Consider the following 20,941-nt stretch of genomic DNA (forward strand, 5'->3'; position numbering starts at 1 on the left):
CAGCGGAATCCGGGCAGCCACCCTGAAGTCGGACAGAGGTGGGGAGTGACAGGGTCCATGGACACGGACGAGCGTCGCGGCGGGGTTCGGGCGACGAGTTGTGCCAATGTCCCGCGACAGCTCTGGGTGGAGGAGCCGGCGGTGCGGCGGCGCATGGCCGATCCGGTCCGTACGGCAGCGGTGCGCGCGGTCATCATCGCCTCGCTGACGCTGATTCAGGGAATGATCGCGTTTCTCTGCACGCTGGCAGGGTCGTGGCTGGCCTTTCCGATGGTGCTCAGCGGCGTCGGCAGCACGGTGGTGGCGACCTGGGCGGTGCTGGACGTGTGGGTCACCCGCCAGGTCTGGAACCAGCGCCACGGGGTCGTGTCGGTGCCGAGCAGCACGGCGCGTCAACTGCGCCGTGAGCGCCGCCGCGCGCGCCGGATGGCACGGGCGGCGGAGCGGCAACAGGGGCGCAGCGCCAGACCCCGGTCCTCGATAGCCGGACGGGCCTGACGGCCAGGTCCTGTCCGGTTGATCAGGCCGGATCAGGGAGCGGGGTCTGGCGTGGTGCATCGCAAGGCGGAGGATGGAGCCCACGCGGAGCGTAGGCGACTGACGACAACGCAGCGAGGTGCCGTGCCAGGGCACGCGAGCCCGGCAAGATCGGCCGGACAGGCCCTAGATGTATTGATCACGAGCGTTGTTGACACTCGCGGGTCTTGATCATGGCGAAGACCTCCGGTGTGGTGGAGCTGTCTAGGACCGCACCACACGGAGGTCTTCGTGTCCCACCGTAATGCCCGGCTGACCGTCTTCGGCAGGCGGCTCCTCGTCGAACGTGTGCTCGCCGGCCGTCCGGTTGCTCACGTGGCGGCCGAAATGGGCATCTCACGCCCCACGGCCTACAAGTGGATGGCCCGCTGGCGGGCCGAGGGCGAGTTGGGACTGCACGACCGGACCAGTCGGCCCCGCACGACGCCCCACCGGACCCAGGCCGACACCGAGGCCCGAGTCTGCCGGCTGCGCCAGGAGCGCAAACTCGGCCCCGCCCGCCTCGGCCCGATCCTGGGCCTGCCCGCCTCGACCGTGCACCGCATCCTGGTCCGGCACGGCCTGAACCGGCTCGCGTTCATGGACCGGCCCACCGGACAGGTCATCCGCCGCTACGAACGTGCCCGGCCCGGCGAGCTGGTCCACATCGACGTCAAGAAACTCGGCCGCATCCCCGACGGCGGCGGCCACAAGACGCTGGGCCGCCAGGCCGGCCGGGCCACGCGGGGCCAGATGGGCTTCGACTACATCCATTCCGCCGTCGACGACCACTCCCGCCTCGCCTACAGCGAAATCCACCGCGACGAGAAAGTCGCCACCTGCGCGGGCTTCCTCACCCGTGCAGCCGCGTTCTTCCACGCCCACGGCATCACCCGCATCGAGCGCGTGCTGACCGACAACGCCTGGGCCTACCGCAAGGGCCTGGCCTGGAAGCAAGCCCTCGCCGAGATCGGCGCCACCGGCAAGCTGACCCGCATCTACCGACCCCAGACCAACGGCAAGGTCGAACGCTTCAACCGCACCCTGCTCGAAGAGTGGGCATACATACGGCCCTACACCAGCAACGACGACCGCACCGCAGCCCTCGACAGCTTCCTCCACGGCTACAACTACCATCGCTGCCACACCGCACTCGGAGGCCACCCACCCATCACCCGCGTCAACAACCCTGCGGGTCAATACACCTAGAGCGTGTCCGCGGCCGCGGGCTCCGGTGGCGCCGGGGTGCGCTTGAACATGCGCGTCGCCGTGATCTCGCCGTGGACCGTCTCGCCCGAGGGGTCCTGTTGCGGCAGACCCGGGCGCAGATGTTCCTCGACGCTGATGTACTTGAGGCCCGCGCGCAGATCCGCGTCATTGCGCAGCCGGATGACCAGCGGGAATTCGGCGAGAGCCGTCGTGTCGAAGAGCCCTGTCGTATAGAGCAATTGGACGCCCAGCGCATCGGAGACCGCCCGCTGGAGTTCCAGCAGATACGTCGCATTGGCGCGGCCGATGGGATTGTCCAGGAAGAGCGTGCCGGCATGCCGGTGCTTGTCCCTGCCGCGGTCGTTGCTGCGCAGCGCGGCCATCGTGCAGTAGAGAGCGATGGCCGCGGTGAGGAGCTGACCGCCCGAGAAGACGTCGCCCATCTGCCCCACCGGGACCCGCTCGGCGCGCAGCACCGCGTCCGGCTTGAGGATCTCGACGGCGACGCCCTTGGGCTGAAGTGCCGCCTGAACACCGCGCAGCAGCAGGGACATTCCGTCCCGCCGGCCCTCTCCGTAGGCCGCCGCCGAGTTCTTCTTCACCGCCGCACGGGTCGCCTCGTCGATGACTTCGCCGAGCCGCTCGGCGAGTGTCGCCTGGTCCGGCTCCTCGAAGCGGATCCGCAGGAACTCCTGTCCTGACCACTCGCCGAGGCCCTCGGGAAGCCGGGAGAGCCGCTGTGCCGAGCGGAGGGTCGTCAGCGCGGAGTCCACCAGACCGCGCAGCCGGTCGACGATGGTGTCGCGGTTGCGCTCCAGCTGCTCCAGTTCGTCGGTCAGTACGCGCAGCCGGGGCGCGAACGCCTCCGCCCACTTGGCGGCGTGCTCGGGCAGCGCGGCGGCGGGCAGTTCCCGGATCTGCTGGCGTGCGGGAGTGCGTACCTGCTCGTACCGGGTGGAGTTGGCGTGCCGTACGAGAATGTCGCTCGCTTCCCGCACAGCCGCCTCGGCGGCGGACAGATCGGTGGCGCAGCCGCGCAGTGAGCGCCGGGCTTCCGCGGCGGCGTGGCGGGCCTCCTCCAGGCTGCCCGGGTACGGCTCGGGCGCGTCCGGCGGCTCCTCGTCGTTCTGCTCCCGCAGCAGGTCCCGCAGGAGCGCGGCGGTCTCGTCGAAGCCGCCTGCCGCGTCCTCGGCTGACCGGTGGGCCTGGAGCAGGGCGGCGTGCGCGGCCCGGGCAGTCTCCAGCGCGTCGGTGCGCGCTGCCAGTTCGCCCGTCGCGGTACGCAGCTGGGCCTGGGCCTGCTCGGCGTCGGCAGGGACCAGATCGTCCGGGAGTCCGGTGTGCGACTCGCCGTCGGCGGGGGCCAGCCGCTCGGCCTCGCCGCGGAGCCGGCCCAGCTTCTCGCTGGCTTCCGAGGCGCGCGACTCCAGCATCTGTACGAGCGACTCGGCGCGGGCGGCCGCCGCCTGGCGGGAGGGACCGTCGGCGCCGTCCGTGCCCTCAAGAAGCTGGGCGGCGCGGGTGCGGACCTTGTTGGTGAGCCGGTCGAGCTCGGCCAGGGCGGCGCTCTCGTCGCTCTCCGCGCGGGCCTGCTCGGCGCGCAGGTCGGCGCCGACGCCCACCTTCTCGTACAGCTGAGAGGCCGCGCGGTAGGCCTCGCGCAGGGCGGGCAGCGCGGCGCGCGGGGTGTCCTCGTCGGCCTCCGGCAGATTCTCGGGAGCCCCGGCGATCTCGGCCCGCTCGGCGCGCAGCGCGCGGGCGGTGCGGCGTGCGTCGTCTCCCGCGCGCTGGGCGGCGCGGCGGTCCTCGTCGGCGGCCTTGGCCCGCTCCAGGCAGGTCGTGGCCCGGGCCTCGGACTCGGCCGCGTCGTCGGCGAGTTCGCGCAGTTTCACCTGCCAGCCCGCGCGCTCACGCAGCCGGAAGGCCAGGCCCGCGAGTGCGTCGGCGGCTCGGCGGGCGCGTTGGGCGGCCTCCTGGCGCTCGTCGCGCACGCCGGCGGCGTCGGCGGCGGCCTCGTCCGCCTCGGCGCGTGCGGTACGGGCCTCGGCCAGCGCCTCCCTCGCCTCCTCGGCGGCCTCGCGGGCGCTCTGCGCACCCTGTGCGAGCTCGGCGAGCATGCCGGGCGGGCAGTCCGCACGCCACGAGCCGAGCCGGGCGGCGATCGAACGGTCCCCGGCGAGCCGGGCCGCGAGCGCGCGGATCTCCTCGTCCCGCGCGGTCGCCCGGGCCCGCAGCGCCTGGCGCTCCTCGTCGGCCGCGTGCTCGTCGTGCATGGCCGGGTTCGGCGGTACGAGGAACACGTCCCCGTCGCCGCTGACACCGGTACCGGGACCGGGCACGGGTGCGAGCAGCGCGGCTGCCGTTCCGACCGCGACGGCGGAGCGGGGCAACAGCGCGGCCCCGGTGAGGACTTCGCGTGCGCGGGCGTGCGAGGCGGGGTCGGTGATCACCACGCCGTCGACCAGCTCGGGCCGCGCGGAGAGGACCGCTGCGTGGTCGGCCGGGTCGACGGCCTGCGCGAGATAGCGCCAGCCGGGAAGGGCGGGGACGCCGTGCTCGCCGAGGTACTCGACGGTCGCGAGGACGTCGGGCCCCGGCGGCAGCAGCCCGCCGTCACCGAGTGCGCCCAGGATGCGGGCGTCGTCGGCCGCGGCGGTACGCAGATCGAAGAGCTGCCGCTCGGCCGATGCGACGTACTGGTCGAGCAGCTCGCGCAGCTCGTCGGCGTAGCCGTCCAACTCCTCGGCGGTGAGGGGCCCTTCGGTGGCACGCAGGGGTGTGGCGGGGCGGCCGTCGTGGCCGTGGCCTCCGCGTGCCGCCTGCGACGGGTCCTCGGCGGTACGGTCCGCCGGGACGGGCCCCGACGCCGCGTCCACGCCGGTGCCACGCCGCGGTGAAGGCACCGCCGCGTGCACCGTCGGCGGCAGGCTCAGCAGCTCCGCCAGGCGTTCGTCCTGGGCGATCGACTCCGCGGCGCGGCGCTCCGCCTCGTAGGCGCTGTCCGCCGCCAGCGCCGCGTCCGAGGCGCGGGCCGCCGCGAGTTCGGCACGGGACTCGGCCGCGGCTGCCTCCCTCGCACGGTCCGCCGTCGTACGACCGGCCTCCCGTGCCGCGTCCCATGCCGCGACCGCCGTCTTCTCCGCGTCGCTGGCCGCGAGCGCGGCGCGCGCCGGGTCGGCGTCGGGTGCGGTGTCGTCGAGCCAGCCCGCCCGTACCGCCTCGGCGGTCTCCTGCTCGACCTCGCTCAGCCGCTGCCGCAGATGGCCGATCTCGCTGCGGGCGCGCTGCGCCTCGGTGGCTGCGGCCGTCGCATCGCGGTGGGCGGATTCGCCCGCCTCCTGGAGCGCGGCGGAACGCTCCTCCTGCTCGTTGGCCAGTCGCTCACCGTCCTCCGCGGCGGAGTGCAGCGCGCGCACGAGGTCGGCGGCGGCCCTCGCGCGGGCGGCGAGTGCCGGGGCCGCGTCCCGTTCCGCCTCGCGGATGGCCACGGCGACGCGTGCGGAACGGTCGGAGGCGGCGCGGTGGCGCAGTACGGCCTCCGCCGCCTGCCAGGCGGCGTGCAGGGTGCGCGCGTCGGTCAGTTCACGGCGCTGGGCGGCGGCGCTCTTCTCGGCGACGGTCAGCGCCAGCGAGGCGTGCCGGTAGGCCAGTTCGGCGGCGATCAGCGAACTGCGGCTGCGCGCCTGCTCGGCCTCGGTGACGGTGTGGGCGGCGGAGGTGACCTGCTGGGCGAGCTCCGCCGTACGCCCCCGTTCCCCTGCCGCGCGCGCGGAGAGCCGGCGGGCGAGCGTACGCGTACGGCGCTCGGCGCCCGCGTGGATGTCCCGCGCCCTGGTCCTCGCCTCGGCCGCCTCGACGATCCGGCCGAGCAGATCGGCCGAACCGGCGGTGAAGTCACGTTCCGCGGTCAGTTCGGCGCGGCGGCCGAGCTTGTTGCCGAAACTGCTGACGAGGTCGGCGAGTCCGTCCGTGTCGCGTGTGTCGGTGACGGCGCGCAGCAGCAGATCGGTGAAGTCGGAGTCCTTCTTGACGGCGAAGAGACCGGCGGCCTCGCCCTCGTCGGCGTTCATCTCCCGCTGGTAGCGGAACAGTTCGGGGTCAAGTCCCACATGGCCGAGATGCTCGTTCCAGCGGTCGTGGATCTCCTCCCAGTAGACGTCGAGGTGCGGATACGCCTTGCCCGCCTCGGTGATGGCGTCCCTGAAGCCCTTCATCGTGCGGCGGCGGCCCTGCGCGCCCGACGCGCCCTCGACCGGCCGGCGGACGGCGGTGGATTCGGCGACGGGCAGCGAGTCGAGGCTGAGCCCGGGGCCCGGGCGGAAGGAATACCAGGCTTCCGCGAACTTCCGCGGGTCGTTGGAGACCTGACGGCCGCGCCACTCGCTGACCTTGCCGACCACGACGAGCTCGCCGGTGAGCGTGTGCTGCCACTCCAGGGCGACATGTCCGCAGTCGTCGGCGAGGAGGAACTTGCGCAGCACGCCGGAACTGGCGCCGCCGAGGGTGTTGCGGTGGCCGGGCAGCATCACCGAGAAGATCAGCTTGAGGAGTACGGACTTGCCGCCGCCGTTCTCCAGGAAGAGCACGCCCGCGGGGGCGGGGCGGCGCGGCGGGCCGACCGGCTCCTCCTCGAAGAACTCCGCCTGCGCGGGGGCGGGATGGGGCACGGGCTCGCCCACTCCGCGCAGGTCCAGCACGGTGTCGGCATAGCGCGCACCGGCGGGCCCGATGGAGTAGAGGCGTACCCGGGACAACTCGTACATGGCGGCGGACTCTCGTCAGTGGCAGGTGGAGGATCAGGCGTGGAAGGGCAGGCCCGCGTCGGCGGCCAGCTCCAGGTCGTCCGCGTCGGGCGGCGGCAGGAGTGTGGCGCTGCCGTCGCCGACCGGTACGACGCCGAGTTCGAGCAGTTCGGCCATGGCCGCGCTGCCCGCCATGTCGCGCACCTGCAACTGGTAGCGGGCGGTGGTGCGGTACGCGCCTCCGGCGTCGTCACCGGTCCGCTGGAGAAAGCCGGAGTCGGTGAGGAACGCGACTGCCTTGCCGACGATGCCGGTGGTGGATCCGGCGAGGCGGCGGGCGTCCTTGGTGGCGCCGGTCGCGCTGCGCCGCGCGTAGATCCGCCAGGCGGCCTCCAGACCGGGTGCGTCGGTGGCCGGGTCGGTGTTCTCGCCCTGTGCGTCGGCACGGTCCTCCAGGCGGCGGCAGGCCTGGCGTACGAAGGCGTCGACGCCGTTGACCGTGAGGCGGCCGATGTAGGCGTCGTCGGCGAGGTCCTCGGGGCGGGGGAACGCCATGGCGGCGACGGCGAGATGGGCCAGGCCGTGCAGGAAACGGTCCGCTGAGTCGGCGGAGGCGCGGCGGGCGTAGTCGCCCATGCGGACGGCGAAGACGGAGTCCTCACCGGCGGCGACGGCCATCCCCGCGCGCGGGGAGACTTCGAGGACGACGAGGCCGAGGCCGGTGGCGACGGCGTCGGCGAGCCGCGCGAAGGCGGGGTCTTCGCGGTAGCGGCGCAGGAGTTCGGCGTACTCGGCGTCGCGGGCGGGCAGCAGTTTGGGCTGCAGCCCGAAGGAGACGAGGCGGGCGGCGTCGGCGGCGTCTGCGGGGGTGACGGCGGCGGTGGCGGTGGCCGGTGCGGGCGATGCGGCGGTCTCGGCCGAGCCGGTCGGATCGCGGTCGCCCCACGCGGTGGTCGGTGCGTGGTCGTCACTCACTGGAGGGTGCTCCTTGCTGCGGAATGCTGGTGTGCGGTTCGGGTTGCCTGCGGCGCTGCTCCCCTACCCGCCCTCCCCCAGACTCCGTCCGGGGGACCCCCAACCTCCCCGTATGCGACCTTCGGCCGCATGTCCTCAAACGCCGGACGGGCTGAACTGCAGCCCCTGACGTGGTGTTCACGCCGCCTCCGTGCGGGCCGCCGTCATGCCCGCCGCGTCCAGCAGAGCCGTGCCCACGATCAGGTCCGCGCCGCCGAATTCGGGGTCGTCCAGTTCGGTGCCGTCGTCGACGGCGAACAGGAGCCGTTCCTCGCCCTGGCGGTAGGCCGTGCCGACCGGGGGGCTTGCGGCGTGGATGGCCAGCAGGGCGACCAGGTACGGCAGTTCGGGGTCGCGGCGGCGCGCCTCGGCGAGCAGGCCGGAGAGGCGGCGCGGCGCGTCGTGTTCCAGGTCGAGCAGTTCCATCGCGCTCGCCAACTGCTCCTCGCTGAAGCGGCTGTCGTCGGGCGTGGCGATCAGGTCGGGCTCGGGCATCTCCGCGCCCAGGTGTTCGCGCTCCACCGGCGGCGTGAGCAGCATGTCGACCAGATCGCCGACCCGTACGGACGACGGTGTGCGCAGCCCTGTCCCACGGGCGAAGAACGCGTCCGTGACACGGATCGCCGCCTCGACGGGGAGCGGCAGCAGCGGGGCGAGAAGTTGTCCGTACAGATCGAGTCCGGTCCGCGCGGTGGGGCGGGCGAAGGCTTGGCGGTCCTGTTCGGCGCGGAACAGGGGGCCCGCCTCCAGGAGCCGGGACTGCAGCTGGGTGTGGCGGCGGATGCAGTCCTTGACTATGTCGACGAGCTCGGCGGCGCGGCGCTTGTGCTCGGGGTCCTCGGCCTCGTCGCGCGCCTTGCGGATGTTCGTCAGGATCGCGTTCTCGTGGCGGTAGCGGTCGGCGACATGGTCGAGCGCCTCGGCGATCATGTCGGGCACGGCGCTGAGCCAGTCGACGGCGCGCACATTGCGCCGGGTGGCCTCCAGGGTCCTGCGCAGCGTCTCGGCGTACTGCACGGTCCGGTATCTGGCCTGCTCGGCCGCGAGCTGGGCGTCGGCGAGCCTGCCCCGGCTGATCAGGACCTCCAGCTTCACCTCGGCGGCGATCTGCGCGCTGGTGACATCCGTGTCGAGGGCGCCGACCAGGACGTTGACCGCTTCGTCGGTCGTACGGAGATAGACGCTGCCGCCGTATCCCGGCACTTCCTCGATGAGCTTGAAGTCGTAGTCACGGCGGGTGTAGACGCCGTCGGGCCCGAATGTGCCGTAGACCGCGCGGAAGCCACGGTCCACGCTGCCCACGTTGATCAGGTTCTCCAGCACCCAGCGGGCGACCCGCTCGTGTTCGGCGGCCGGGCGCCGCGGGGCCTGGGCCGCGACGCGCGGCAGGAGTCTCGCCACTATCTGGTCGTGGTCGGCGCCGGTGTCGAAGTCCATGTTGAGCGTGACGAGGTCGATGGCCGCGAGGGCGACCTCCGCCATCGCGTACACCGTGTACTCCCCCGCGAGATTCGCCTTGCGGGTGTCGAGGTCGTGCAGCGGCGCGGTGCACGCGAGCGCGCGAAGCCGCCGCGCCAGCCCTTCGTCGGCGGCCGGGCCCTGCGCGGGCCGCGGCCCCGCGCTGAGCTGGGGCGGAACGAATTCCGTCGAGGCAGTCGAGACAGGCGAAGTCACGCTGAACAGATTAGGTCCTCGCACTGACAATGGTCGAAACGGCGCAGAAGCGACCGTCCGGCTACGCTCCGTCCGCCTGCCCGTCCATGTCCTCGCCCTCGTCATCGTCGCGGTCCTCGTCGGCGACGCCTATCCGGTGATCGCGGTCGTCGACGAGCGGGATCTCGCGGCGGCGGCACAGGCCGCACCGGGGATACCCATCCGCTTCGTCCCGGTTCGCTGACTACGGTTCGGGGGTGCCGTATCCCCCGCCGCCGGGGGTGTTCATCACGAGTACGTCCCCGGGGCCGACATCCACGGAATCGACGCCCTGGAGCTGCGTCACGCTGCCGTCGGCCCGCTCCACGAGGTTCTTGCCGAGCTCGCCCGGTCCGCCGCCCGCCATGCCGTACGGCGGGACGCGGCGGTGCCCCGTGAGCAGGGCCACCGTCATCGGCTCCAGGAAGCGGATCCTGCGGACCACACCGCGTCCGCCCATCCAGCGTCCGCGCCCGCCGCTGCCCTCCCGTACGGCGAAGGCGTCCACGCGCACCGGGTAGCGCCACTCCAGCACTTCGGGGTCGGTCAGGCGCGAGTTGGTCATATGGGTCTGGACGGCATCCGCCCCGTCGAAGCCCTCTCCCGCGCCCGAGCCGCTGGCCACCGTCTCGTAGTACTGCACGCGGTCGTTGCCGAAGGTCAGGTTGTTCATGGTGCCCGAGCCCTCGGCCTGGACGCCGAGCGCCGCGTACAGCGCGCCGGTGACGGCCTGCGAGGTCTCCACATTGCCGGCGACGGTTGCCGCGGGGTAGACGGGCGCGAGCATCGAGCCGTCCGGCACGTGCACCTCCAGCGGCTCCAGGCTGCCGCTGTTGAGGGGGATGTCGTCGGTAACCAGCGTGCGGAACACGTACAGCACCGCCGCCATCACGACGGACGTGGGGGCGTTGAAGTTCCCCGGTTGCTGCGGCGAGGTGCCGGTGAAGTCGAGGACGGCGCTACGCGCCTCGCGGTCCACGCGCAGGGCCACCTGGATGACGGCGCCGTTGTCGGTCTCGTAGCGGTACTCGCCGTCGCTGAGATCGGCCACGATCCGGCGCACCGACTCCTCGGCGTTGTCCCGCACATGCTGCATATAGGCGTGGACCACGTCGAGCCCGAACTCGTCGACCATGCGTCGCAGTTCGGCGATGCCCTTCTCGTTGGCGGCGATCTGGGCGCGCAGGTCGGCGAGATTGGTGTCGGGCGCGCGGGACGGATACGCGGCAGTGGTCAGCAGTTCCCGCGTCTCGGCCTCGCGCAGCTGCCCGTCCCGCACGAGCAGCCAGTTGTCGAAGAGCACGCCCTCCTCGTCGATGGTGCTGCTGAAGGCGGGCATGGAGCCGGGGGTGATGCCACCGATCTCGGCGTGGTGCCCGCGCGAGGCCACCAGAAAGCGCAGCTCATCGCCGTCGAACACGGGCGTCACGACGGTCACATCCGGCAGATGCGTGCCGCCGTGGTAGGGGTCGTTGATCGCGTACACATCGCCCGGTCGCATGCCGCTGCCGCCCTTGTTGCGGCGCAGCACCTCTTTGATGGACTCGCCCATCGAGCCGAGATGTACGGGAATGTGGGGAGCGTTGGCGACCAGGTTGCCCTGGTCGTCGAACAGGGCGCACGAGAAGTCGAGCCGTTCCTTGATGTTGACGGAGTGGGCGGTGTTCTCCAGCCGTACGCCCATCTGCTCGGCGATGGCCATGAAGAGGTTGTTGAAGACCTCCAGGAGGACCGGGTCCACATCGGTGCCGACAGCGGTCTTGCCGGGGCGTGGGCGTACGCGCGTCAACAGCAGGTGCCTGTTCTCGTCGGCGGCGGCGCGCCAGCCGGGGTCGACGACAGTGGTGGCATCGGCTTCGGCGATGATCGCGGGCCCTTCGACGGCATCGCCCGGGCGCAGATCCCCGCGCCGGTACAGAGGCGTCTCGCGCCGCTTGCCGTCCACGAACATCGGCACGGCGGCGCGCGGGGCGAACTCGCCGTCACTCTCGGTCTCCTCGACGACGTACGCGCCGTGTTCACCCGCCGTGCCCACGGCTTCGACCGAGACCGCCTCGATGACCAGTGGCTTGTCCATGGTGAACGCGTAACGCGCCTGGTGGGTCGTCTCGAATGCCTCCTTCATGGCTGTGACAGTGTCCAGCGGCACGGGCAGGCTCGCGTCCGTGCCCGCGTAACGGAGCAGCACGCGCGCCTGTGTGCTGATCGCGTCGTCCGGGATGTTGTCGTCGCGCAGTTCGGCGCGGGTGCGGGCGGCGAGCTCGTCGCAGAGTGTGCGTACGCGCCTTACCACCCTCTCGTCCAGCTCCGCCTCCACGGACTGTTCGCGCATGGCGGTCGCGTCGGCGAGACCGATGCCGTACGCGGAGAGCACCCCGGCCAACGGCGGCACGAGCACGGTGTTGACGCCCAGGGCATCGGCGACCGCGCAGGCGTGCTGGCCGCCGGCACCGCCGAAGGAGGTCAGCGCGTAGCGGGTGATGTCGTGGCCGCGCTGTACGGAGATCTTCTTGACCGCGTTCGCCATGTTGAGGACGGCGATCTCCAGGAATCCGGCGGCGACTTCTTCGGGGGTGCGCTGGGTGCCGCTGGCCTTGTGCACCTCCGCGGCGAGCGCGGCGAAACGCTCGCGCACGGTTTCGGCGTCGAGGGGCTCATCGCCCCCGGGCCCGAAGACTGAGGGGAAGTGTTCGGGCTGGATCCGGCCGAGCATCACATTGGCGTCGGTGACGGTGAGCGGACCGCCGCGGCGGTAGCAGGCCGGTCCGGGCACGGCGCCCGCGGAGTCGGGGCCCACGCGGTAGCGGCGGCCGTCGAAGTGCAGGACGGAGCCGCCGCCCGCGGCGACTGTGTGGATGTTCATCATGGGTGCGCGCATCCGTACACCGGCGACCTGGGTGCCGAGCTCGCGCTCGAACTCGCCCGCGTAGTGCGACACATCGGTGGATGTGCCGCCCATGTCGAAGCCGATGACCCGGCCGAATCCGGCCTGCTCGGAGGTGCGGGCCATGCCGACGACGCCGCCGGCCGGCCCTGACAGCACGGCGTCCTTGCCACGGAAGCTGGCCGCTTCGCGCAGGCCGCCGTTGGACTGCATGAACATCAGGCGGATGCCGTTGAGTTCGGCTGCGACCTCGTCGACGTACCGCCTCAGGATCGGTGACAGGTAGGCATCCACGACGGTGGTGTCGCCGCGCGGTACGAGTTTGATCAGCGGGCTGACCTCGTAGGAGGAGCTGACCTGGGTGAAACCGAGGTCACGGGCCGCTTCGGCGATCCGGCTCTCGTGGGCGGGGTGACGGTAGCCGTGCAGCAGTACGACGGCGGCGCTGAGGAAGCCGTCGGCGCGGGCCTGCTTCAACTGCTCGGTGACGGCTGCCAGATCGAGCGGCCGGACAGTCTCGCCGTGCGCGTCGAGGCGTTCGGGAACCTCGATGACGCGCTCGTACACCGCCTCGGGCAGCACGATCCGGCGGTCGAAGAGCCGGGGCCGGTTCTGGTAGGCGATGCGCAGGGCGTCCCGGAAACCCTCGGTGATGACGAGGACGGTCGGCTCGCCACGGCGCTCCAGCAGGGCATTGGTAGCGACCGTGGTGCCCATCTTCACGCTGTCGACCCGGTCGGCCGGAACGGGCTCGTCCGGGCCGACGCCGAGCAGCAGCCGGATCCCGGCCACGGCCGCGTCCCGGTACCGCTCCGGGTTGTGCGAGAGCAGTTTCCGGGACACCAGCCGTCCGTCCGGGCGTTTGCCCACGATGTCGGTGAAGGTGCCGCCACGGTCGATCCAGAACTCCCAGCGCCCTGTCATTCCCCCATTCTGGCAAGGGGAACGTCCAGGGACACGGCGGCGAGCGCGGCCAAAAGCGCGTGTTCGGCGCTTCGGTCGAGCCGAGCGCTGGTGCCGCGCGCCCAGTGGCGTGCCTCCGCACCCGCCAGCCGCATCAGCTGCGGCAGCAGATCGGTGCAGCGGCGCGCCACCCAGGCGGTCCCGGCCGTGGCGAGCCACAGGGCGACCGCGGCACGGCTCGGCGGGGCCTGCTCGGGGTCGCTGCCGGGCACGGTCCCGTGGGCGAGCCCGCGCTCGGTCAGCAGCTCGTGGAAACGCCGCGCGATCATCCGGTGCCCGCGCTCGCCCGGATGCAGCCGGTCGGCGCTCCACATGGTCCGGTCGGCGACCCAGGACGCCTCCGCGGCATGCAGATGTACGGCGCCGTAGCGGTCGGACAGGGCGTGGACGACGGTGTTGACCGCCCGCTGACGTCTCGCGAGGGGTCGGGCGAGCGGCAAAGGCAGCCCGAGCATGCTGCCGGGGTCGGGCAGGCAGGCGGTCAGCAGCACGGTGCCGCGCGCGGTGAGCCGTGCGCACACGGAGTCGAGCTGCCTGGCCATGTCCTCGATGTCGAAGGTGCGGCGCAGGGTGTCGTTGACGCCGACGAGCACGGACGCGATGTCCGGTGCGAACGCCAGTGCCTCAGGGGTCTGCCGTTCGGCGACGTCCCGGGTGAGGGCGCCACTGACGGCGAGCTTGCGGAACTCCGCCGGCTCCTGGAGGCAGCCGAGCCCGTCGGCGAGCAGGGTGGCCCACCCGCGCCACCCGTCCGCGACCCGGTCCCCCACGCCTTCGGTGAGGGAGTCCCCGAGGGCGACGAAGCGCAGAGGCCTCGTCGCGGGTACGGGAGCGGGCCCGGCCGTGCCGACACCTGTGGTGTGGTCGATGCCTCCGCATTCGGTGACCTCGGCGATGCCGTGCTCCTCGACGGGCTCGGCGAGGCACCGCTCCAGTACGCCGCCGTGGCCGCCCAGGCGCACGGTGCCGGGCTGCGGAGAGCGCGGTGCGTGCAGCGTGCTGCCGGTGGCCAGAACGACTGCCGGGACGTCGTGGGCACCGGAGGCCCCGCCCTGCGACTCCGACTCGTCCGCGAGCGCGGTCGCGGGTGCGGACGTCATGCCGCCACGCCCTCTCCGTGTGCCCGCTCGCGCAGCCGGGGAGCGTCGTGCGCCGCGAGGAACGCGTCCACCGACCGCTGCCAGTCGAAGAGTTCGGCCCGGGCCCTGGCCGCCTCGCGGCGTTCGCCCTCGGGACGGGCCAGCAGCTTCTGCACCGCGTCCGCAAAGTCCGTCGGCGTGTCGAGGGCGGCCGCTCCCGCGTCCCCGATCACCTCCGGCAGCGCGGACGAGGCGCTCGCGACGACCGGGGTGCCGCAGGCGAGCGCTTCGAGTGCCGAGAGCCCGAAGGTCTCGGCGGGCCCCGGCGCCAGGCAGATGTCCGCCGCCGCCTGCAGTTCGGCCACCGCCTCGCGGTCGCCCACATAGCCGAGGAACTGGGCAGGCAGCCGCTCGGCGCGGGCCCTGCGGATCAGCGCGGCCCGCAGCGGACCGTCGCCCGCGACGACCAGGGAGGCCCGTACGCCCCGCTCGCGCAGCTCTGCGAGCGCGTCCAGGGCCATGCCCGGGCGCTTCTCCACCGACAGCCGGGAGCAGAGCAGCAGCAGCACCTCGGCGCCCGCGGCGTGCTTGGCGCGCAGCACCGTGCTGCGCCGCCCCGGCCGGCAGCGGCGCAGGTCGACGCCGAGGGGCGCTCGTACGACATTGCGCGCCCCGATGCGGATGAACTCCCGCTCGGCCCATTCCGTGGTGCACACGATCCGCGAATACGCCCAGGCGGTGCGGCGGTTGAGCCGGTCCGCGGTCCGGGCGGCGACGGACTCGGAGAGACCCCAGGTGCGCAGCACGCCGTCGGCCGTCTCGTGGGAGACCATCACCGAGGGGATGCGGTGGCGCCGCGCCCACTCGCCCGTCCAGCGCAGGGTGGTGCGGTCGGAGACCTCGATCCGGTCGGGCTCCAGGAGCTCCAGGACGTCCCGCAGCCGCCGCCGGGCGGCCAGCACGCGGTATCCGCCGGTGCCGGGCAGCTCGGGCCCCGGCAGGGTGATGACGCGCCCTTGTGGCGTCATCCGGTCGCTCTCCACGTCACCGGGCACGATCAGCACGGGCTCGTGGCCCGCGGCGGCGTAGCCCTTGCCGAGCTCGCGCAGCGCGGTACGCAGCCCGCCGGAGGCGGGGGTGACGAAGTTCGCGAGCCGTACGATCCGCAGCGCGCTCATGCCGCCACCGCCGTGCGTGCTCCGAGCACCTCGGCGTAGTGGTCGAGGAGCAGATCCCCGATCACGGCCCAGGTCCTGCCCTCGACGGCGGCCCGTCCCGCCAGCCCGTAGGCGGCCCTGAGCCCAGGGTCGGCCGCCAGCGTGGCGACGGCCGTGGACACCGCGTCCACGTCCCTCGGCTCGACCAGCATGCCCGTACGCCCGTGGTCGACGAGGTCGAGCGGCCCGCCCGCGGCGGGGGCGATGACCGGAACACCGCTGGCCATGGCCTCCTGCACGGTCTGGCAGAAGGTCTCGTACGGACCGGTGTGGGCGAAGACGTCCAGCGAGGCGAAGATCCGGGCGAGGTCGTCGCCCGTCCTGCGGCCGAGGAAGACGGCCCCGGGCAGCGCTCCGCGCAGGGTGGTCTCGCTCGGCCCGTCGCCAACCACCACGACGCGTACGCCGGGCATGGCGCAGGCCCCGGCGAGCAGCTCCACGTGCTTCTCGGGGGCGAGGCGACCGACGTAGCCGACGATCAGCTCGCCGTTCGGCGCGAGCTCGCGACGGAGTTCCCCGTCCCGCAGTTCCGGCCGAAAACGTGCGGTGTCCACGCCGCGCGGCCACAGCCGCACCCGTTCGACACCGTGCTCCTCCAGATCGCGCAGGGCGGCGCTGGAGGGGGCGAGCGTGCGGTCTGCGGCACTGTGGACCGTACGGATGCGCCGCCACGCGGCGCCCTCGCCGGCGCCCACATAGGTGCGCGCGTATCCGGCGAGGTCGGTCTGGTAGACGGCGACGGCCGGCAGGCCGAGCCGTGCCGCGGCCGCCATGCCCCGAACGCCGAGGACGAACGGGCTGGCCAGGTGGACGAGGTCGGCCCGGTGGGCGGCGATGGTCGCCGCGACGCGGCGGCTGGGGAGGGCCACCCGTACTTGGGGATATCCGGGCAGAGGCAGGGAGGGGACGCGCACCACGGGGCAGGGTGCGGTTCGGTCGGAGTCGTCGGCCCCGGCGACTGCCGGGGCTATGACGAGCGGGTCATGACCGCGCGCGGCGAGGTGCCGGGCGGTCTGCAGGGCGCAGTGCGCCACACCATTGACGTCTGGCGGAAAGGATTCGGTGACGATGACGACTCGCATACCCGTGTTGTCGTCGCACCCGGGGTGGCTGACCCAACGTGGATCTTTCCGCTCGGGAAACGTCCCATGAGCGTTTGTGGCCGACGCCGTTTCACGCCCGGAATGTCACATCGCGGGCATGTCCGGGCCAATTCTGCTGCGTACGGCGGTTTGCACCTCTGCTTCTTCGGCGGGATCCGCGGCCAGGCGGCGCAAACGCTCGGCCACGCGCACATCACCGGTCTCGGCGTGCAGGGCCGCTACTTCCCGGGTGGTCTCCTCGCAGTCCCACAGGCATTCGACGGCGAATCCGGTGGGGAAGGAGGGGTCGGTCGCGGCGAGCGCGCGGGCCGCGCGGCCGCGCAGCTGCGAGGACGCGGTCTCGCGGTAGACATGGCGCAGTACGGGTGCGGCGCAGGCGATGCCGAGCCGTCCGGCTCCGTCGACGAGGGTCCACAGCAGGATGGCGTCGGGCCCGTCGGCCCGTACGGTCTCGCGCAGCGCGCCGAGCACCAGCGGGGCGTCGCCCGCCGTGCCCCTGCAGGCGAGCACGCCCGCCGCCGATGCTCCCAGCGCGTCGGGCCGGTGCACCCAGCCGCGCGCCCGGTCGACGGCTTCGTCGCCGCACATGCGCTCGAACGCGGAGACCGCTGCCTCGGCGACGGTGTGGGAGCCGCCGGACACGGCGGCCTCGATGAGGTCGAGCACGACGGTGTCGCGTGACTCGGCGAGATAGTGCAGTGCGGCGCAGCGCGCGCCGTCGGATCCCGCGCGTGCGGCTTCGACGATGGCGGGCCGGTCCTCGGGTCCTGCGACGGCGGACAGACAGCGGGCTGCGGGCACGTGGAGGGGACTGCCGCGCTCCAGGCCCTGCTCGGCCCAGTCGAAGACCGCCTGGACGCTCCAGCCGGGACGGGGCCCGCTGGGCCGCATCTGGCGCTGCCAGCGGTCGAAGGAGCCCGCCTCCTGGGCGGCGCGCACGCGGGCGGCGATCGCCTCACGCCGGTCCTCGGCCCACAGCCGCCACGGCCGCGGTTCGAAGGCGTCGCGTACGGCGACGGCCAGTTCGGCGTCGCCCTCCGGGGTGGCCGGGAAACGGGCGAGTACGGAGGTGGCCAGCGCCCGCAGGCCGGAGTCGTTGTCGCGCAGGGCGAGCTCGTCGAGCGCCCAGGCCCAGTTGGCGCCGTTCGCGGCGTAGCGCCGCAGCAGTGAAAGGGCGTCGCCCCTTCCGTACGAGGCGAGATGCCCGAGCACCGCGAGCGCGAGGCCCGTCCTGGCCTCGTCGGTGTCGAGGTGGTCGTCGGTGTCGCACAGGTGGCGCTCGATCTCCTCGAGACTGCCGTGGAGATCCAGGTAGAGGCGCGCGTAGTACAGGGAGCGGTTCTCGACCTGCCAGTCGTGGCGGGGGTCGTTCAGTACGCAGTGGTTGAGTGCGGCGAGCGCTTCGGCCCGCGGCGCTGCCAGCGCGTGCAGCGTGCCGTCACCGCGGCCCCTCTGCAGCAGGCCGAGCAGCGTGCCGCTCGGCGCTATGACTGGATCGAACATGGGAAAAGCCTCACATCAAGCTGTCGACGCAACCGGGGAGTGGAGATGCCTAGGGAGTGTCGTCGAAGTAGCGTCGTCCGCCCGAAGGGCGGGCCCAGCGGCGTCTGGTGCGTGCGATCGCAGGCCGGAGGATGGTGGTCCCCCCGCCGAAGGCAGGGGGAGAGCCCACGCGGAGCGTCGGCGACTGACGACAACGCAGCGAGCGTGCGTGCCAGGCGTCGCCGGGCAGACGGGACTTTGACGACACGACCTAGGCCGCGCAGCAACATGTCGGGCCGCCCGTTGTCTTCCGCTTGGTGTAGACCATCTTCCTCTGCCTCTCGTCGGTGGCCCCGGGGGAACTCCCGGGTGAAGTCCGGGGTAGGGCCCGACGTCATGATGACCCACCCATATCGCCACCGCGACCACATTTACGGCGTCCCTCCCGGCGACCTGTCGGCGACCGCTCAGCAATCCGTCAACGGCCTTACAGCGACCGCTCATTGGTCGCCGAACAGCTCCAGGAGGTCTGTCTTCCCAAACATCCGCGCCGTATCCACGGCGGACGGCGTCCCTGCCTTCGGGTCGGCTCCGCCGGCCAGGAGTACGCGGATGACGGCGTCCTCGCTCTTGAAGACGGCACCGGCGAGCGGCGTCTGGCCGCGGTCGTTGGCCCGGTCCGGCTCGGCGCCGCGGGCGAGAAGCGCCTCCACGGCCGGGGCGTGCCCGTGATAGGCGGCCAGCATCACGAGGGTGTCGCCGCGGTCATTGGTGAGGTTGGCGGGCACCCCGGCGTCGATGTACGCGGCGAGCGCCTCGGTCTCTCCCTGGCGCGCCAGGTCGAAGACCTTGGTGGCGAGCTCGATCACCTCGGGATCCGGGGCTTCGCTCATCGGGAGGACCGCCTTTCGCTGCGTTGACCTGGGGCGCACGGCAGGAGTAGCCGTACGAGTGAATCGACAGGGTACTGCCCGCACTCCGGCAGGAGGCGGTCCGGCCGCGGCAAAGGATCACCGCGAGGAGGCACTGTGCGGCGCAACCGCGCAGTGTGCCCCCCGGCCGGAGGTCCGGCGTCCGCCAGTGGAGTGAAATCAGGGGAATTTCACCCATTCGCACCTTTTATCACATAGATGCTTCCTGTGAGCATGGAAGTACTCATGGTGACTGTCCCCTCAACCAGGAGAACCACTCATGATCCTCTCCATCTCAGGCGTCGTGCTGCTCGGCATCATCGTCTTCCTCTTTTTCAGGAAGGACGGGCTCAAGGGCTCTCACGCATTCGTCTGCTCGCTCTTCGGCTTCTTCATCTCGGGCACGGCCATCGCGCCGAGCATCAAGGCCGGCAGCGCGAGTCTCGCCAGCCTCCTGGGCGGGATCAAGTTCTGACTCCCGCAGTACCGGCCGACACCATGAGCACCCCCAGCACCTTCAGGAGACCGATGTGGCCCGGCGACCACTCCCCCGCATTCTCAGCAGCGGCAGCGCACAGATCGCCCGGAGCCGGGAGATCGCGCGCACGGCCGCCGACAGCGCCACGGACGTCCTCCATCCGCTGATCACCATCACCCGCGGTCTGCGGCAGCTGGCCGCCATGGCCCGGCACAGGTGGGCCGCCACACCCAAGGAACGGCGTGGTCCCACACTGTTCCTTGTCGCGTCCTGCGTCCTGGTGGTCGCGCTCATCCCGTACGGGCCGCTGGTCGCCCTGATCTCGGTGATGGCCGCGGCCGCCTGGAAGGGCCGGGTGCGTACGCCGGTGAAGAACGGCCCTGACGAGGCGGAGGCCGGCCGGCTGCGAGCCCTGTACGAGGCGCTCGTGCCGCACTTCTCCGTCGCCGAGGACCCCGCTCCGCTGTTTGCCCACGGCGGCGACTGGAGCAAGGCCTTCAGCGACTACGAGTTCGACGGCAACGGGCGCCTCACCCGGCTCCGGGTGGCCTACCCCGCGTACTTCACCGACGGCGAGGCCGAGTCGCGGGCCCGCATCGAGCAGCTGCTGCACGCCAAGTCCGGGCGCGGCCGCGAGTATCTCTTCACCTGGGACGAGGAGGGCAACCGGCTCGTGATGAGCGTGCTGCCCGCCCTGTCCACCGCCATCGCCGCCCAGCGTTTCGTCACTGTCCCCGGCGAGACCGTGCTGGGCTTCACCGATGCCGACGCCGTGCGGCGCACTGTGCCGGTGTCGGAGGGCGAGGAGACCCACGACGTCCCTCCGGTCCTCTGGCGCACCGGACCGCGCTCGACGGAGCCGCATCTGCTGGCGGTCGGCGAGCCCGGCAGCGGCACCACGACCCTGCTGCGTTCGATCGCACTCCAGGCCCTGCAGCACGGGGACGTACTGATCGTGGAGGGCAGCGGCACCGGGGAGTACGCCTGTCTCACGGGGCGGGCGGGCGTGCTGGCCGTCGAGTGCTCTCTCGCCGGTGCGCTGGCGAGCCTGGAGTGGGCGGCGCACGAGACCGAGCGGCGGCTGATCGCCGCCAACCGTGCCCGGCAGGCCGGACATCCCGCGCCCGACGACACCAGGCGCCCGCTGTGGATCCTGCTGGACAGGCCGAGCATCTTCGGTCATCTGGCGGCTGCCGACGGGGACACCGATCCGCAGCAGCTGCTGCAGGTGCCGCTGCGCCACGGCAGGGCCGCGCAGGTCACGGTGGTGGTGACCGAGCAGTTCGACAGCCTGGACTCGCTCACCGAGACCCTCCGGACGCACACCCGCGCGCGGATCGTGCTGGGCCGGGCCACCTTCGAGCAGGTCGAGTCCGTCCTCGGGACCCGTCCGCACACCACGCCGACGCCCGAGGTACCGCCCGGCCGCGGCTACGCACGGCTCGGTACGGGTCCGGTGCTCAGGATTCAGGTACCGGCCACTCCCGACCCCTACGACGAGGCGACGAGCGAGGCACAGCGCCGTGCTGTGCTGGCGCTGCTGCCCGAACGGCAGGACCAGGCCGAGACCGGAGCCGTACCCGATCCGGTCGCGGATCCGGTGGCGAATCCCGTGGCGGCTCCCGTACCGGCCGAGAGCTGACGAGCCCCG

13 protein-coding genes are annotated in these 20,941 nt (G+C 72.4%); 4 read left to right on the forward strand and 9 right to left on the reverse strand.

Annotation, left to right across the window (positions count from 1 at the left end):
• Nucleotides 1–57 precede the first annotated feature (57 nt).
• Complete coding sequence (locus tag OG741_RS07190; protein ID WP_405595980.1) at nt 58–498, forward strand: hypothetical protein; 441 nt, start codon at nt 58–60, stop codon at nt 496–498.
• A 270-nt stretch (nt 499–768) separates the two neighbouring features.
• Complete coding sequence (locus OG741_RS07195; RefSeq protein ID WP_405595981.1) at nt 769–1,725, forward strand: IS481 family transposase; 957 nt, start codon at nt 769–771, stop codon at nt 1,723–1,725.
• Here OG741_RS07195 and OG741_RS07200 read toward each other — a convergent pair.
• The 9 genes from OG741_RS07200 to OG741_RS07240 form a co-directional block, all read right to left on the reverse strand.
• On the reverse strand, nt 1,722–6,488 hold the full coding sequence (locus tag OG741_RS07200; protein WP_405595982.1) for a hypothetical protein: 4,767 nt from the start codon (nt 6,486–6,488) through the stop codon (nt 1,722–1,724). The genes OG741_RS07195 and OG741_RS07200 overlap by 4 nt on opposite strands.
• 33 nt (nt 6,489–6,521) lie before the next feature.
• Nucleotides 6,522–7,442, reverse strand: a complete 921-nt coding sequence (locus OG741_RS07205; protein ID WP_405595983.1) for a hypothetical protein — start codon at nt 7,440–7,442, stop codon at nt 6,522–6,524.
• Between the two features lie 177 nt (nt 7,443–7,619).
• Nucleotides 7,620–9,155 (reverse strand): hypothetical protein, encoded by a 1,536-nt coding sequence (locus OG741_RS07210; RefSeq protein ID WP_405595984.1) that lies wholly within the window; start codon nt 9,153–9,155, stop codon nt 7,620–7,622.
• Between the two features lie 223 nt (nt 9,156–9,378).
• On the reverse strand, nt 9,379–12,981 hold the full coding sequence (locus tag OG741_RS07215; protein WP_405595985.1) for a hydantoinase B/oxoprolinase family protein: 3,603 nt from the start codon (nt 12,979–12,981) through the stop codon (nt 9,379–9,381).
• On the reverse strand, nt 12,978–13,829 hold the full coding sequence (locus tag OG741_RS07220) for an SGNH/GDSL hydrolase family protein (protein ID WP_405605442.1): 852 nt from the start codon (nt 13,827–13,829) through the stop codon (nt 12,978–12,980). The genes OG741_RS07215 and OG741_RS07220 overlap by 4 nt, the downstream gene beginning before the upstream one ends.
• 287 nt (nt 13,830–14,116) lie before the next feature.
• A complete protein-coding gene (locus OG741_RS07225; RefSeq protein ID WP_405595986.1) occupies nt 14,117–15,277 on the reverse strand; it encodes a glycosyltransferase in 1,161 nt (386 codons plus the stop codon).
• The gene (locus tag OG741_RS07230; protein ID WP_266489515.1) at nt 15,274–16,398 is read right to left on the reverse strand and encodes a glycosyltransferase family 1 protein; all 1,125 of its coding nucleotides are present in this window, start codon (nt 16,396–16,398) and stop codon (nt 15,274–15,276) included. The genes OG741_RS07225 and OG741_RS07230 overlap by 4 nt, the downstream gene beginning before the upstream one ends.
• A gap of 105 nt (nt 16,399–16,503) precedes the next feature.
• Entirely contained in the window at nt 16,504–17,922 is a 1,419-nt protein-coding gene (locus OG741_RS07235; protein ID WP_405595987.1) for a HEAT repeat domain-containing protein, read from the reverse strand.
• A gap of 479 nt (nt 17,923–18,401) precedes the next feature.
• The gene (locus OG741_RS07240; protein ID WP_266489511.1) at nt 18,402–18,794 is read right to left on the reverse strand and encodes an ankyrin repeat domain-containing protein; all 393 of its coding nucleotides are present in this window, start codon (nt 18,792–18,794) and stop codon (nt 18,402–18,404) included.
• A gap of 298 nt (nt 18,795–19,092) precedes the next feature.
• Between OG741_RS07240 and OG741_RS07245 the strand changes: the two genes are divergently transcribed.
• Together OG741_RS07245 and OG741_RS07250 are read left to right on the forward strand one after the other, a co-directional pair.
• Entirely contained in the window at nt 19,093–19,287 is a 195-nt protein-coding gene (locus OG741_RS07245; RefSeq protein ID WP_142215972.1) for a hypothetical protein, read from the forward strand.
• Between the two features lie 55 nt (nt 19,288–19,342).
• Nucleotides 19,343–20,932, forward strand: a complete 1,590-nt coding sequence (locus tag OG741_RS07250) for a hypothetical protein (RefSeq protein ID WP_405595989.1) — start codon at nt 19,343–19,345, stop codon at nt 20,930–20,932.
• The last annotated feature ends 9 nt before the right edge of the window (nt 20,933–20,941 follow it).

Source organism: Streptomyces sp. NBC_01410 (assembly GCF_045040195.1).
Taxonomy (GTDB): Bacteria; Actinomycetota; Actinomycetes; order Streptomycetales; family Streptomycetaceae; genus Streptomyces.